Origin of the sequence: Mycobacterium sp. KBS0706 (genome assembly GCF_005938675.2) — a bacterium.
Classification (GTDB): Bacteria; Pseudomonadota; Alphaproteobacteria; order DSM-16000; family Inquilinaceae; genus Inquilinus.
In genome coordinates this window covers 1-13,498 of record NZ_VCCH02000025.1, presented here as the reverse complement: position 1 = coordinate 13,498, position 13,498 = coordinate 1, and the positions used below count along the sequence as shown (strand labels likewise).

14 protein-coding genes are annotated in these 13,498 nt (G+C 69.6%); 9 read left to right on the top strand and 5 right to left on the bottom strand.

The window, feature by feature from the left end; translation table 11 throughout:
• The first annotated feature begins 42 nt into the window (after positions 1 to 42).
• The 5 genes from FFK22_RS15635 to FFK22_RS15615 are packed head-to-tail and all read left to right on the top strand — an operon-like array spanning position 43 to position 4,930.
• Positions 43 to 1,359 (top strand): ABC transporter substrate-binding protein, encoded by a 1,317-nt coding sequence (locus FFK22_RS15635; RefSeq protein ID WP_138891924.1) that lies wholly within the window; start codon positions 43 to 45, stop codon positions 1,357 to 1,359.
• A gap of 23 nt (positions 1,360 to 1,382) precedes the next feature.
• Positions 1,383 to 2,159, top strand: a complete 777-nt coding sequence (locus FFK22_RS15630; RefSeq protein ID WP_138891925.1) for a pentapeptide repeat-containing protein — start codon at positions 1,383 to 1,385, stop codon at positions 2,157 to 2,159.
• A gap of 34 nt (positions 2,160 to 2,193) precedes the next feature.
• Positions 2,194 to 3,138, top strand: coding sequence for a carbohydrate ABC transporter permease (locus tag FFK22_RS15625; RefSeq protein WP_138891926.1), 945 nt, complete (start codon positions 2,194 to 2,196; stop codon positions 3,136 to 3,138).
• Positions 3,138 to 4,022, top strand: coding sequence for a carbohydrate ABC transporter permease (locus FFK22_RS15620; protein ID WP_138891927.1), 885 nt, complete (start codon positions 3,138 to 3,140; stop codon positions 4,020 to 4,022). Before FFK22_RS15625 ends, FFK22_RS15620 begins: the two co-directional genes overlap by 1 nt.
• 11 nt (positions 4,023 to 4,033) lie before the next feature.
• Positions 4,034 to 4,930 carry an alpha/beta fold hydrolase gene (locus FFK22_RS15615; protein WP_138891928.1) on the top strand — a complete coding sequence of 299 codons (897 nt, stop codon included), beginning with the start codon at positions 4,034 to 4,036 and terminating at the stop codon, positions 4,928 to 4,930.
• Between the two features lie 22 nt (positions 4,931 to 4,952).
• On the opposite strand, the gene FFK22_RS15610 is transcribed toward FFK22_RS15615, so the two are convergent.
• The 3 genes from FFK22_RS15610 to FFK22_RS15600 all read right to left on the bottom strand — a co-directional run bounded on the left by FFK22_RS15610 (position 4,953) and on the right by FFK22_RS15600 (position 8,079).
• A complete protein-coding gene (locus FFK22_RS15610; protein ID WP_138891929.1) occupies positions 4,953 to 5,942 on the bottom strand; it encodes a glutathione S-transferase family protein in 990 nt (329 codons plus the stop codon).
• A gap of 239 nt (positions 5,943 to 6,181) precedes the next feature.
• Complete coding sequence (wrbA, locus tag FFK22_RS15605) at positions 6,182 to 6,781, bottom strand: NAD(P)H:quinone oxidoreductase (RefSeq protein ID WP_138893603.1); 600 nt, start codon at positions 6,779 to 6,781, stop codon at positions 6,182 to 6,184.
• A 125-nt stretch (positions 6,782 to 6,906) separates the two neighbouring features.
• Complete coding sequence (locus tag FFK22_RS15600) at positions 6,907 to 8,079, bottom strand: MFS transporter (protein WP_138893604.1); 1,173 nt, start codon at positions 8,077 to 8,079, stop codon at positions 6,907 to 6,909.
• Positions 8,080 to 8,201: 122 nt separating this feature from the next.
• On the opposite strand from FFK22_RS15600, the gene FFK22_RS15595 reads away from it, so the two are divergent.
• Both FFK22_RS15595 and FFK22_RS15590 read left to right on the top strand, forming a co-directional pair.
• Positions 8,202 to 8,531 (top strand): helix-turn-helix transcriptional regulator, encoded by a 330-nt coding sequence (locus FFK22_RS15595; RefSeq protein ID WP_138893605.1) that lies wholly within the window; start codon positions 8,202 to 8,204, stop codon positions 8,529 to 8,531.
• Positions 8,532 to 8,730: 199 nt separating this feature from the next.
• Entirely contained in the window at positions 8,731 to 9,579 is an 849-nt protein-coding gene (locus FFK22_RS15590; RefSeq protein WP_138893606.1) for a hypothetical protein, read from the top strand.
• A gap of 349 nt (positions 9,580 to 9,928) precedes the next feature.
• On the opposite strand, the gene FFK22_RS15585 is transcribed toward FFK22_RS15590, so the two are convergent.
• Positions 9,929 to 11,131 (bottom strand): MFS transporter, encoded by a 1,203-nt coding sequence (locus FFK22_RS15585; protein WP_306770116.1) that lies wholly within the window; start codon positions 11,129 to 11,131, stop codon positions 9,929 to 9,931.
• Positions 11,116 to 11,832 (bottom strand): GNAT family N-acetyltransferase, encoded by a 717-nt coding sequence (locus FFK22_RS15580; RefSeq protein WP_138892840.1) that lies wholly within the window; start codon positions 11,830 to 11,832, stop codon positions 11,116 to 11,118. Before FFK22_RS15580 ends, FFK22_RS15585 begins: the two co-directional genes overlap by 16 nt.
• 120 nt (positions 11,833 to 11,952) lie before the next feature.
• Here FFK22_RS15580 and FFK22_RS15575 point away from each other — a divergent pair, with 120 nt between their 5' ends.
• Together FFK22_RS15575 and FFK22_RS15570 are read left to right on the top strand one after the other, a co-directional pair.
• Positions 11,953 to 12,840, top strand: coding sequence for a LysR family transcriptional regulator (locus FFK22_RS15575; RefSeq protein ID WP_138892841.1), 888 nt, complete (start codon positions 11,953 to 11,955; stop codon positions 12,838 to 12,840).
• A 55-nt stretch (positions 12,841 to 12,895) separates the two neighbouring features.
• On the top strand, positions 12,896 to 13,498 hold a 603-nt coding region (locus FFK22_RS15570; RefSeq protein WP_143956824.1), incomplete at its 3' end, for an NAD(P)H-binding protein.

The following is a 13,498-nucleotide window of genomic DNA, read 5'->3' as shown; positions in this document are numbered from 1 at the left end:
TCAGACACCGATTTTCAAGCAAAGACAGAGGGGAGAGGAACCATGGCTGAATTCACGCGGCGCGGCATCCTGAAGACCGGCGCGGGGCTGGCCGCGGCCGGCGCCATTGGCTCGGGCGGCCTGATCCGCCCGGCCCATGCCCAGGACCTGTCCTACACGCCGGAATCGGGCGCGACCCTCAGGGTGCTGCGCTGGGCCAAGTTCGTGCAGGGCGACGAGACCCAGTGGCTCGCCAACACCAAGGCGTTCAGCGACAAATACGGCGTCCCGGTGCGGGTCGACAGCGAGGGCTGGGAGGACATCCGGCCGAAGGCTGCGGTCGCCGCCAATGTCGGCAGCGGGCCCGATATCGTGCTGGTCTGGTTCGACGACGCCCAGCTGTACCCTGACAAGCTGCTCGACGTCACCGAGCTCGCCAACTACCTCGGCAACAAATACGGCGGCTGGTACGAGGGCCTGCAGGGCTACGCCCAACGCGACGGCAAGTTCGTCGGCCTGCCGCTGGCGGCGATCGGCAACGCCATCTGCTACCGCGAGAGCTGGGTCAAGGAAGCCGGCTTCTCCGAGTTCCCGAAGGACACCGACGGTTTCCTGGCGCTGTGCCGCAAGCTGAAGGAGAACGGCCATCCGCCGGGCTTCACCCTCGGCAACGGCGTCGGCGACGGCAACAATTTCGGCCATTGGATCATGTGGAGCCATGGCGGCAAGATGGTCGACGAACAGGGCAACGTCGTCATCAACAGCCCGGAGACGATCGCCGGGCTGAAATATGCCGCCGAGCTGTACAAGACCTTCATCCCCGGCACCGAGGCCTGGCTCGACACCAACAACAACCGGGCCTTCCTGGCCGGCGAGATCAGCGTCACCGCGAACGGCGTGTCGCTCTACTACGCTGCCAAGAAGGACGACAATCTGAAGGAGATGGCCAAGGACATCCGCTGCGTCCAGCTGCCGATCGGTCCGGTCGGCCAGTCGGTCGAGCTGTGCCAGACCAGCACGGCGGTGGTGTTCAACTACACCAAGTATCCGAACGCGGCGAAGGAGTACCTGCGCTTCATGTGGGAGAAGGAGCAGTTCTTCCCCTGGATGGAGGCGTCGAGCGGCTATTGCTGCCAGCCGCTGAAGGGCTATGCCGACCATCCGGTGTGGAAGGAGGATCCGAACCACGCCGCCTATGCCGGCGCCTCGGCCCGGCTGCGCCCGAACGGCTATGCCGGCCCGCTGGGCTACGCCTCGGCGGCGGCGATGGCGGACTACATCGTCGTCAACATGGTCGCCGAGGCCGCCACCGGCCAGCGCACGCCGGAGGAAGCCGCCGCCCGCGCCCAGAAGCGGGCCGAGCGGTACTATCGGGTGTAGGCTGTCGGCCGGGGAGGTCGGGCATGGTGTTCGGTGCACGGATCGTGCTGGCGGCGCTGTTCGCCGCCCTGGCCGTGCCGGCCTGGGGCGCCGATCTGACGCGGGACCAGGTCATCGCGACGCTGTCCCGCGCCTCTCCGGCCTCCCCGGCAGATTTCTCCGGCAAGTCGCTGGAGAAGGTAGACCTCAGTGGGCTCGACCTGTCGGGGGCGAAATTCGCCGGCGCCGATCTGTATGCGGCCAAGCTGGAGGACGCCAATCTGACCCGGGCCGACCTGACCGGCGCCAATCTCGGCCTCGCCTGGGTGATCCGGGCGAACTTCACCGATGCCGACCTGTCCGGCGCCAAGGTCCAGGGGCTGGTCGTCGCCTCGGGCATGCAGACCAACCCGGCCGAGGCCCCGGTCTTCCTCCGCACCAGGTTCGTGGGGGCGCGGGTGATCGCCCGTTTCGGCGGCTTCGACCTGCGCGGGGCCGACTTCACCGACGCGAAGCTCGGGGTCGACATGCGCAACCAGTCGATGGGGATCCTGCGGGCCGACTTCTCGGGCACCAGGCTGGACGGCGCGATCTTCACCCGGGCCGATCTCGGGCGCGCCTGGTTCCGCTTCGCCAAGCTGCAGGGGGCCCGCTTCACCGGGGCCAGCCTGCTGCATGCCGACTTCTCCGGCGCCGACCTCACCGGGGCGGATCTCACCGATGCCGACGCCACCGGGGCGGATTTCGGCCAGGCGATCCTGACGGGCGCGGTCGGGCTCGACACCGTCAAAGGACTGGACCCGGCGGTCCCGCGCCGATAGCGCCGCGGAACGCAGCCGCATGAGTGGAGGACAGATGTCGACGATCGCCCAGCGAAGATCGCCGCCCCCGACCGCGTCGTGGATGGCGCGGATGATGGAAAGCCGCAACGCGCTGGGGCTGGCCTTCCTGCTGCCGGCCGCGGTGATCCTGCTCTTGTTCCTGACCTATCCGCTCGGCCTCGGCGTCTATCTCGGCTTCACCGACACGCGGCTCGGCCGGCCCGGCATCTGGATCGGGGCCGAGAACTACGAGTTCCTCTACGAGGACCCGATCTTCTGGCTGTCGGTGTTCAACACCATCCTCTACACCACCGTCGCCAGCATCTTCAAATTCGTGCTCGGCCTGTGGCTGGCGCTGCTGCTGAACCGGCATTTGCCGTTCAAGGCCTTTCTGCGCGCCATCGTGCTGCTGCCCTGGGTGGTGCCGACGGTGCTGTCCGGCATCGCCTTCTGGTGGATCTTCGACGCCCAGTTCTCGGTGATCTCCTGGGCGCTGATCAAGATCGGGCTGATCGACACGCCGATCAACTTCCTGGGCGACGTCGCCAATGCCCGGGCCTCGGTGATCGCCGCCAACATCTGGCGCGGCATCCCCTTCGTCGCCATCACCCTGCTGGCCGGGCTGCAGACCATCCCGCAATCGCTGTACGAGGCCGCGGTGCTGGACGGCGCCAGCAACTGGCAGCGCTTCCGCTGGATCACCCTGCCGATGCTGTCGCCGATCATCGCCGTGGTGATGACCTTCTCGGTGCTGTTCACCTTCACCGACTTCCAGCTGATCTATGTGCTGACCCGTGGCGGCCCGCTGAACGCCACCCATCTGATGGCAACGCTGTCGTTCCAGCGCGCCATTCCCGGCGGCCAGCTGGGGGAGGGGGCGGCGATCGCCTCGGCGATGATCCCGTTCCTGCTGGCCGCGGTGATGTTCAGCTATTTCGGCCTGCAGCGGCAGCGCTGGCAGCAGGGAGGGCGCGACTGATGGCGATCAAGAGCGATGGGATCGCCGATGAAGGCGGCATGGGCTATCTGGAGCGGCTGCCGCGCCGGGTGGTGACGGTCTACCTGCCGCTGGCGGTGTTCGTCTTCGTGCTGCTGTTCCCGTTCTACTGGATGGCGGTCACCTCGGTGAAATCGAACGCCGAGCTGTACAACTACAAGGACTTCAACCCGCTCTGGGTGGCCGAGCCGACGCTGCGGCACATCCAGTTCCTGCTGTTCGAGACCTCATATCCCAACTGGCTGTGGAACACGATGGTGATCGCGGTCGGGTCGACCGTGCTGGCCCTGGTCTGCTCGGTCCTCGCCGCCTATGCGATCGAGCGGCTGCGCTTCACCGGGGCGCGCATCGTCGGCCTCGCCATCTTCCTGGCCTATCTGGTGCCGCCCTCGATCCTGTTCATCCCGCTGGCGGTCCAGCTCGGCCAGCTCGGCCTGCTGAACAGCCAATGGGCGCTGATCCTGACCTACCCGACCTTCCTGGTGCCGTTCTGCACCTGGCTGCTGATGGGCTATTTCCGCTCGATCCCGTTCGAGTTGGAGGAATGCGCCATCATCGACGGCGCCTCGCGGCTGCAGATCCTGCGCCGCATCACCCTGCCTCTGGCCGTGCCCGGGCTGATCTCGGCCGGGATCTTCGCCTTCACCCTGTCCTGGAACGAGTTCATCTACGCCCTGACCTTCATCTCGGATTCCGAGCGCAAGACCGTGCCGGTCGGGGTCTTGACCGAGCTGGTGCAGGGCGACACCTACCAGTGGGGCGCTTTGATGGCCGGCGCCCTGCTGGGCTCGCTGCCCGTGGTGCTGCTCTATTCCTTCTTCGTCGAGCACTACGTCTCCAGCATGACCGGCGCCGTGAAGGAGTGAGGGAGAAAGCCGTGACCCGGCCCGCGTTGTCCGTCGACACCGAGTTGCTGCGCGTCGCCTATGAGGATTCGGGGCCGGGCGACGGCCCGCCGCTGGTGCTGCTGCACGGTTGGCCGGATCATCTCCGCACCTGGGACCGGGTCCTGCCGGTGCTGCACGAGGTCGGGTTCCGCACCCTGGTGCCGAATCTCCGCGGCTTCGGCGGCACTGCCTTTCGCGATGCCGACACCATGCGCTCGGGCCAGCTCGCGGCGCTGGGGCAGGACGTGCTCGACTTCGCCGATGCGCTCGGCCTCGGCCGCTTCGCCGTTGTGGGGCATGACTGGGGCGCCCGCGCCGCCTATATCGCCAGCGCCCTGGCGCCGGAGCGGGTGTCGCACTGCATCGCCATGTCGGTCGGCTGGGGCACCAACGCGCCGGACCAGCCGCTCGAGCTGACCCAGGTCCAGAACTACTGGTACCACTGGTACATGGCGCTCGACCGCGGCGCCGATCTGGTGCGCGACGACCGCCGCGGCTTCACCCGCCACATCTGGTCAAACTGGACCCCGGATTGGGAGTTGTCGGACGAGGAGTTCGAGGAAACCGCCACGGCCTTCGACAATCCGGACTGGGCCGAGGTGGTGCTGCACTCCTACCGCGTGCGCTGGGGCCTGGCGCCGCGCGACCCGCGCTACGAGGACCTCGAGGCGCGGCTGGCCGACAGCCCGGAGATCGCGGTCCCGACCCTGGTCCTCCATGGCGGCTCCGACCCGTGCAACGACCCCTCGACCTCGGCTGGGAAGGAGACGTTCTTCCGCGACCGCTACGAGCGTGCCGTGCTGCCCGGCATCGGCCATTTCCCCCAGCGCGAGGCCCCGAACGCGGTGGCTGAGGCGATCCTGCGGTTCCTGGCCGGGGAAGGTTGACCCGAGGCGAAGCGGAGGCTGCTCAGCACGCCTCCGGCAGCCGCTCCCGTCCATGCGGAGCCGTCAGGTCCAGCACCGGGCCCTTCGGCACGATGCCGGTCGGGTTGATGGTGTGGTGGCTCTCGTAATAATGCCGCTTGATATGCGTCATCTCGATCGTCGCCGCCACGCCCGGCAGCTGCGCGATCTCGCGGGTGAAGCCCCACAGCGCCGGGTATTCGTGCAGCGGCCGCAGGTTGCACTTGAAGTGGCCGTGATAGACCGGGTCGAAGCGCAGCAGCGTGGTGAACAGCCGGATGTCGGCCTCGGTCAGCCGGTCGCCGACCAGCCAGCGATGCGCCGACAAATGCGCCTCCAGCCGGCCCAGCGTCTCGAACAGCTGGGTCACCGCCTCCTCATAGGCCGCCTGGTCGGTGGCGAAGCCGGCCTTGTAGACGCCGTTGTTCACCCGGTCGTAGATCTCGGCGTTGATCGCGTCGATCTCGGGCAGCAGCGCCGCCGGCGATAGATCGACCGAGCGATCGGCGAATTCATCGAACGCCGAATTCAGCATCCGGATGATCTCGGCCGATTCGTTGTTGACGATGCTGCGGGTCTCCTTGTCCCACAGCACCGGCACGGTGACCCGGCCGGTGTAGTCCGGCTTGGCCATGGCGTAGACCTCGTGCAGGGCGGCGCGGCCGTTGACCCGGTCGCCGGTGGCGCCGGGCGACCGCACGCCGGTGCGGATGTCGGCGAAGGTCCAGCCCTGGGCGCCCATGAACGGGTCGACCACATCGACCGAGATCACGCCCTCCAGCCCTTTCAGCGCCCGTACGATCAGGGTGCGGTGCGCCCAGGGGCAGGCGTAGCAGACATAGAGGTGGTAGCGCCCGGGCTCGGCCTTGAAGCCGGAGCTGCCATCGGCCGTCACTGTGTTGCGGAAGGCGCTGTCCTGCCGCACGAAGCGCCCGCCGGTCGATTTGGTGTCGTACCACTGGTCGGCCCAGCGGCCCTCGATTAGCAGGCCCATCGTCTTCTCCTTCGGCCGCCGGGGCGGGGCCCGGCGGCTCTATCATGCCGTCAGCGTATCGCTAGCGAAGACAACGCAGTCCGATTGCCTCTCCCGCTTGCGGGAGAGGTCGGAGACGCGAAGCGGCTCCGGGTGAGGGGAGTTCGTCGAGGCCGGGGCCAGCCCTCACCCGGTCGTCCTGCGGACGCCCGACCTCTCCCGCCAGGCGGGAGAGGCAATATGTAAGCATCCTGTCGCCTTCAGCCGGCGAGCTTCGAGGCGATCTTCGTCACATGGGCGCCCTGGAAGCGGGCGCCGGCGAGCTCGTTGGCGCTCGGCTGGCGCTGGCCTTGGCCGCCGGCGATGGTGGTGGCGCCGTAGGGCGACCCGCCGGTGATCTCGTCCAGCGTCATCTGGCCCTGGAAGGAATAGGGCAGGCCGACCACCACCATGCCCTGGTGCAGCAGGAAGGTGTGGAAGCTCAGGATCGTCGCCTCCTGGCCGCCATGCTGGGTCGCGCTCGAGGCGAAGACGCTGCCGACCTTGCCGATCAGGGTGCCCTTCATCCACAGCCCGCCGGCCTGGTCGAGGAAGTTCCGCATCTGCGCCGCCATCATGCCGAAGCGGGTCGGCACGCCGAAGATCACGGCGTGGTAATCGGCCAGCTCGTCGATCGTGGCGACCGGCGCCGCCTGGTCGAGCTTGAAGTGCGAAGAGCGGGCGACCTCTTCCGGCACCAGCTCGGGCACGCGCTTGATGGTGGCCTCGCCGCCGGCCTCGCGGACGCCTTCGGCAACGGCCGTCGCCATGGTCTCGATATGGCCGTAGGAGCTGTAGTAGAGGACCAGGACCTTCGTCATCGGATGCATTCCCTTTGGGCTGGCAGCCAGTGCTGCGGCTGAAAGGTAGCCCTCGGGACGGCGCGGGATAACCCGCCGATCCGGCACAGGATTGTTTCCTGGGAGGCGACGATCGGTCCTGGCGGCTAAGCCGGCTGCGCACTCGCCGCCCGGCTCCGCGCCGTCGCTGCCAGCAGGGCCAGGGCGATCGCGGCGGACAGCGCGCCGACCCAGCCGAGCGCGGTGACGCCGCCCCGCTCCAGCGTCGCCGCCCCGAGCGCCGAGCCGAAGGCGATGCCGGCATACAGCGCCGAGGAATTGAGCGACGCCGCGATCATCCCGACCTCCGGCGCCAGCCGGATCAGCCGCGTCGTCTGCGCCGGGTGGAAGGCCCAGCCGGCGATGCTCCAGACCAGCATCAGCGGTACGATGGCGATCAGCGCCTGCCCGCTCGGCAGGGCGGTGACGGCGGACAGGCCGGCCAGGGCCAGGGTCAGGACCGCGAGGGCGCCGAGCTGCAGCCGGGCCGGGCCGATCTTGTCGGTCAGCTGGCCGCCGAGGGTGTTGCCGGCCGCGGAGCCGATGCCGAACAGGAACAGCATGACGGTGACGCCGTCCGGGCCGATGCCGGCCGCGCGTTCCAGATAGGGCGCGATGAAGGTGTAGAGGACGAACGCGGCCGCGATCCAGAAGAAGGTCACGGTCAGCGCCTGCAGCACCGCCGGCCGGCGGGCCACGGTCAGCCGCTCGGCCAGGGTGGAGGCCCCGAGCGGCAGCCTGGCCGGCAGGCCGAAGCGCAAGCCCGCCACCCCGGCCAGGCTGAGGCCGGCGACGATCAGGAAGGTCGACCGCCAGTCGGCGTGGTTGCCGATCCAGGCGCCGAGCGGCACCCCCAGCGCGGTGGCGATGGTCATGCCGCTGGTCACGGCGGCGATGGCCCGGCCGCGACGCTCGGGCGGCACCAGCGACGCCGCCACGGCATAGGCGGTCGGCATGAACAGCCCGGCGCTGAGCGCCAGCAGCACCCGGGCGGCGACCAGCTGCCACAGGCTCTCGGTCAGCGCCGCCAGCAGATTGGCCAGGGCGAAGGCGAGGAGGGCGGCCATCAGCAGCCGGCGCCGGTCGAGGCCGCCGCACAGCGCCGACAGGATCGGCGAGCCGACGGCATAGGCGAGGGCGAAGATCGTGATCAGCTGCCCGGCGGTGGCGACGGAGCTGTGGAAATCCGCGGCGATCGCGGGCAGCAGGCCGGCGATCATCAGGCCTTCGGTGCCGATGGCGAAAGCGCCGATCGCGAGCCAGACCAGGGAGGCGGGCATCGACCATGTCCATTGTTCAATGATATTTGAACTATATCAGCGCCGGCCGATTGGCCGTCAAGCAGCTTGTTCAAAATTCGTTGAACATTGAAACGTCGCGGCGGATCGACTAGATCTGGCGCATGCGCCCGCCGTTCCAGCCCGATCGCGACCAGCTCGACCTCGTCACCATCCTCGCCGCGCTCAGCGACCCGACCCGGCTGGGCATCGTCGCCACGCTGTCGGAGGTGGGCGAGGTCTCCTGCAGCAGCTTCGGCGATGGTGCCACCAAGACCGCCTTGTCCTACCACTACGCCAAGCTGCGCGAGGCCGGGGTGACCCGGACGCGGATCGTCGGGACGCAACGCTTCATCTCGCTGCGGCGCGACGACCTGGACGAGACGTTCCCCGGCCTGCTCGACTCCGTCGTGACAAATGCGCGCAGGGCGAGGCCCTCCGGACCGGCGTCGTAGTGCTGCCGTGCCCCGCGAAACGGCCGCCGCCGGGAAATTTTCGGTTACGAAACGGTAATTTCGCTGCCCCCGCCTCGCCGGTTATGGTGTCCTCACCGCAAAGGCTCGGGAACGCTGTAGGTCCCTGTGCGTTTCGAGCCTCAAGACCCAGCGCAATCCCCAGATGATGACGCCCTTGCGTCATCCGAGTCAGCAGCCCATGCGGACCTTCTCAGTCGTCACCACCTGCCACGCCGACGGCTATGCCGAATACGGCCGCCGCATGATCGAGACCTTCGATCGGCACTGGCCGGACGACATCCCTCTGATCCTCTATCGCGAGAACTTCGTGCCCGAGGTGCGGAGCGACCGGGTCACCGTGCGCGACCTGGTCAGGAGCTGCCCGGATCTGATGGCGTTCAAGCGCCGGCACGCCGACAACCCGCTGGCGCATGGCCAGACCCAGCGCTATCGCTTCCGCCTGTCGCGCAACCCCTACAAGAACCGCATCAAGCTGGGCGAGCGCAACTGGGGCGCCGGCTTCCGCTGGGACGCGGTGCGCTTCGCCCATAAGGCCTTCGCCATCTTCCACGCCGCCAAGACCTGCGACAGCGACGTGCTGATCTGGGTCGACGCCGACAGCCTGTTCTTCGCCGGGCCGACCCGGCAGGAGCTGGAAAGCTTCGTCCCGCCGGACTGCTTCGTCGGCCATCTGCAGCGGCCGACCTACACCGAATGCGGCTTCATCGCCTACAATCTGCGCCACCCGGCGACGCAGCAGATGCTGGCGGCGTTCGAGCGGCTGTACACCGAGGACGAGTTGTTCCGGGAGTACGAGTTCCACGACGCCTACCTGTTCGACGTGGTGCGCCGCCAGATCGAGCAGGGCGGCCACCGCTCCTACGACATCGCCGAGGGTATCGGCGCGCGGGCCAAGCACGTGCTGATCAACTCGCGCCTCGGCCGCTTCATGGATCACGTCAAGGGCGGCCGCAAGGATGCCGGCCACAGCGGGCGCGGCGACCTTGTGGTCGACCGCCGCGAATCCTACTGGGCCAATTCGGCCTGAGGTCAGGCTAGGTCATGCCGACGGATTCAAGGCGGTAAGGTGTTGCCTCTCCCGCTCGTGGGCTGCGGTATTCACATATCGATCGACGACACCGGCGGCGAGCGTCCAAACGGATTGCCTCTCCCGCCTGGCGGGAGAGGTCGGACGTCCGCAGGACGGCCGGGTGAGGGCTGGTCCCGGCCTCGACGAAATCCCCTCACCCGGAGCCGCTTCGCGTCTCCGACCTCTCCCGCAAGCGGGAGAGGCAATCTTTTCGTATGCCAACCGTCCGATACCGCTCATCGATGCGTGAATCCGATAGCGCTGGCGGGAGAGGCATTCTGCGAGCCCTGCCCGAATTCAGTCCGCTCTAAGGGCCTGACGCGGGCGCCGCCCGCCCGGTCCGGACCACCGCGCACAGTGCCGCCGCGGCGCCCAGGGTGATGACGGCCAGCGCGGCCGAGAGCCACAGCGCCGCGGCCTCGCCCAGCCTTTCGATCACCGCGGCATAGGCGATCGGCGCCGCGGCCGAGCACAGGAAGCCCGGCACCAGCAGCCTTCCGGCGATCGCGCCGTAGCGGCGCGGATCGAACAGCACCAGGGGCAGCGTGCCGCGGGTGATGGTCAACAGGCCGTTGCCGGCGCCGTACAGGAAGGCGAAGGCGATCGCCGCCGCCGGGACCACGCCGCTCCACAGCCCGGCCAGGAAGCAGACCGGCAGCACGGCCGAGGCCGCCAGGGTCAGCGCCGGCGGCGACAGCCCGCCGCCGAACAGCACCTCCGCCAGCCGGGCGCCGGACTGGCCGATGCCGCGCAACGTCGCGATCCAGACCGCGACCGGCGCCGCCAGGCCCAGCCCGGCCAGGATGCCGATCATATGCGCCGACATGCCGGCATTCAGCGCATTGGTCAGGGTCACGATCAGGGCATAGAGCGCGCCGGCGATCCAGGGCTCCCGCCGGGTCCCGGGCGAGGGCGCCGGCGCCGCGCTCCGGACGCGCTCGCCGCTGCGGCCGGCGGGCAGGGCCAGATGCAGCGGGATGGTCAGCAGGGCGAAGCCGGCGTAGGCGAAGACCGCGTTCCGCCAGCCGAAGGCGGCGGCCAGCTGCTCGCCGATCGGCCAGAAGGCGGTGGAGGCCAGGCCGCCCAGCAGCGTGATCTGCGCCATCGGCTTGCGCGCCTCCGCCCCGCCGATCCGCGCCAGCGCGGCGAAGGCGGCGTCGTACAGCGTGCAGCGCATCGCCAGCCCCAGCACCAGCCAGGCGGCATAGTAGGAAATCGGGTCGCGGGCCAAAGCGAGGCTGGCGCAGCCCAGCGCCGACAGCACCGATCCCGCCGTCATCACGAAGCGGCCGCCGCGCCGGTCGATCAGCCGTCCGACCCAGGCCGAGGACAACCCCATCACCAAGAGCGCGGCGGAGAAGCCGCCATGCACCAGGGTGTGGCTCCAGCCGGTCTCGGCGATGATCCGCGGGCCGAAGCCGCCGATCAGGTAGTAAGTGGTGCCCCAGCTGACCAGCTGCGCCAGGCCGAGGCCGAGGACGGTGCCGCGGCGGATCACGCGCCCGGCCACGGCGCGGGTGGAGCGGCATCCCCCGGGCCGAGCGCCCGCTGCATCAGCACGGTGTCGACCCAGCGGCCGAACTTGAAGCCGATCGACCGGAAGGTGCCGACCCGGCTGAAGCCGAGCGCCTCGTGCAGCGCGATCGAGGCGGTGTTGCTGCTGTCGCCGATCACCGCCACCATCTGCCGCCAGGGGCCGGCCTCGCAACGCTCGATCAGCCCGGCCAGCAGCGCCCGGCCAATGCCGCGGCCGGCCTGGCCGTCAGCGACATAGACCGAATCCTCGATGGTATGGCGATAGGCCGGGCGCGGCCGGTAGGCGCCGGCATAGGCGTAGCCGACCAGCCGGCCCTCGATCTCGGCCGCCAGATAGGGCAGGCCCTGGGCCAGCACCGCCGCCCGCCGGGCCGCCAGCTCCGCCGTCTCCGGCGGCACCTCCTCGAAGCTGGCCAGGCCGTGCAGCACGTGGCGGGCATAGATCGCCTGCACCGCAGGCAGGTCCGCCTCCGCCGCGTCGCGGACGATGATCGGGGAGGCGAGGGGACGGTCGGGCAGCATGGTCGCTTCAGTCTTTCGGTCTGGGTCGCGGCGTCCGCGCAGCGCCTCGCCGCGGCGGATTCCGAGATCGGCCAGGCGCCGGTCGTCGAGTCCGCGCAGCAGCTCCAGCTGGCGGCGGCGGGACTGCGGCGAGGCGGATAGCCAGTGCAGCATCTCGGACATCAGGGGGCAAGGCATCGGGCAAGGCCGTCGTGGGGACGGGTCGAGATTGCGCTTTCGTGATGGATAAGGGAAATTTCGATATCCAATGCAGAGCATAAGGAATTCTTTGGGATGCGCGGGCTCAGCCTCGACCAGCTTCGCACCTTTGCCGAGGTGATCCGGGCCAGCAGCTTCTCCGGCGCCGCGGCCCGGCTGAATCTGACCCAGCCGGCAGTCAGCCTGCAGATCCGGCAGCTCGAGGCCCGGCTCGGAATCCGGCTGGTCGAGCGGGTCGGGCGGCGGGCGACGCCGACCGCGGCCGGGCGGGATCTGCTGCTCCATGCCGGGCGGATCGAGGCCGAGGTCGCGGCCGCGGTCGAGGCGATGGCGGAGCATGCCGGCGGCGCGGCCGGGCGGGTGCGGCTCGGCACCGGCTCGACCGCCTGCATCTACCTGCTGCCGCCGGTGCTGCGGGCGCTGCGCCGCCGGCTGCCGTCGCTCGAGATCGTGGTCTCGACCGGCAACACCGCCGGCATCCTGCGTTTGCTCGAGGAGAACGCGCTCGATCTCGGGCTGGTCACCCTGCCGGCGCCGGGCCGCGCCTTCGCCGTGACGCCGCTGATGCAGGAGGAGTTCGTCGCCGTCGCCCCGGCCGAGGCCGACGACCTGCCGGCGGCCGTGACCCCGGCCTCGCTGGTCGGCCGGCCGGTGGTGGCGTATGAGCCGGGCGGCCACACCCGGCGCATCGTCGACGACTGGTTCGCCCGCGCCGGGATCAGCCTGAAGCCGGTGATGGAGCTGGGCAGCGTCGAGGCTATCAAGGAGTTGGTCGGCGCCGGCCTCGGCTGCGCCATCCTGCCCTCGATGGCGGTGCGGCAGGCGCCGGGCCTGGCCGTCCATCCGCTGTCGCCTCGACTGCACCGCGGGCTCGGGCTGGTGCTGCGCCGCGACAAGCCGCTGGCCCGCGGCCTGCGCGAGACCGTCGCGGCGCTGCAGCAGGCTGCGGCGGAACGCGCCTGACGGAACCGGACGGCCGGATCGCCTGTCCCTCCGATGAACGACACGGGAGCGATGCATGTTCATCATCCTCGGCGGCACCGGCCGTGTCGGCTCGGCCGCGGCGCAGGCTCTCCTCGACCAGGGGCAGCCGGTCACCATCGTCACCCGCAGCGCCGCCCAGGCCGAGAGCTGGGAGCGGCGCGGCGCCGGGGCGGCGGTCGCGGACGTGCATGACGTAGAGCGCTTGCGGGCCGTGTTCCGCCGGGGCAGGCGCGCCCTCCTGCTCAACCCGCCGGCGGATGTCTCGACCGATACGGATATCGAGGAGCGCGAGACGGTGCGCTGCATCCTGGCGGCGCTCGACGGCTCCGGCCTGGAGAAAGTGGTGGCCGAATCGACCTATGGCGCGAGGCCGGGCGAGCGTGTCGGCGACCTCACCGTGCTGTACGAGCTCGAACAGGGGCTGAAGGCGCAGCCGATCCCGGCCACGATCCAGCGCGCCAGCTACTATATGAGCAACTGGGCGTCGTCGCTGGCGGCTGTGCGCGGGAACGGCATCCTGCCGAGCATGCTGCCGGCCGGGCTCAGGATCCCGATGGTTGCGCCGGAGGATCTCGGCAAGACGGCCGCGCGCTGGCTGACCGAGCCGGCGGAGCGGACCGGCCTCCACTATGTCGAG

Excerpts from the sequence above, each read along its gene's own strand:
- FFK22_RS15630 (WP_138891925.1), top strand. The coding sequence starts at position 1,383 with ATGGTGTTCGGTGCACGGATCGTGCTGGCGGCGCTGTTCGCCGCCCTG.
- FFK22_RS15600 (WP_138893604.1), bottom strand. The coding sequence starts at position 8,079 with ATGCCCGCCTCCCTGGTCTGGCTCGCGATCGGCGCTTTCGCCATCGGC.
- wrbA (WP_138893603.1), bottom strand. The coding sequence starts at position 6,781 with ATGACGAAGGTCCTGGTCCTCTACTACAGCTCCTACGGCCATATCGAG.
- FFK22_RS15625 (WP_138891926.1), top strand. The coding sequence starts at position 2,194 with ATGTCGACGATCGCCCAGCGAAGATCGCCGCCCCCGACCGCGTCGTGG.
- FFK22_RS15595 (WP_138893605.1), top strand. The coding sequence starts at position 8,202 with ATGCGCCCGCCGTTCCAGCCCGATCGCGACCAGCTCGACCTCGTCACC.
- FFK22_RS15575 (WP_138892841.1), top strand. The coding sequence starts at position 11,953 with ATGCGCGGGCTCAGCCTCGACCAGCTTCGCACCTTTGCCGAGGTGATC.
- FFK22_RS15580 (WP_138892840.1), bottom strand. The coding sequence starts at position 11,832 with ATGCTGCACTGGCTATCCGCCTCGCCGCAGTCCCGCCGCCGCCAGCTG.
- FFK22_RS15620 (WP_138891927.1), top strand. The coding sequence starts at position 3,138 with ATGGCGATCAAGAGCGATGGGATCGCCGATGAAGGCGGCATGGGCTAT.
- FFK22_RS15635 (WP_138891924.1), top strand. The coding sequence starts at position 43 with ATGGCTGAATTCACGCGGCGCGGCATCCTGAAGACCGGCGCGGGGCTG.
- FFK22_RS15590 (WP_138893606.1), top strand. The coding sequence starts at position 8,731 with ATGCGGACCTTCTCAGTCGTCACCACCTGCCACGCCGACGGCTATGCC.
- FFK22_RS15610 (WP_138891929.1), bottom strand. The coding sequence starts at position 5,942 with ATGGGCCTGCTAATCGAGGGCCGCTGGGCCGACCAGTGGTACGACACC.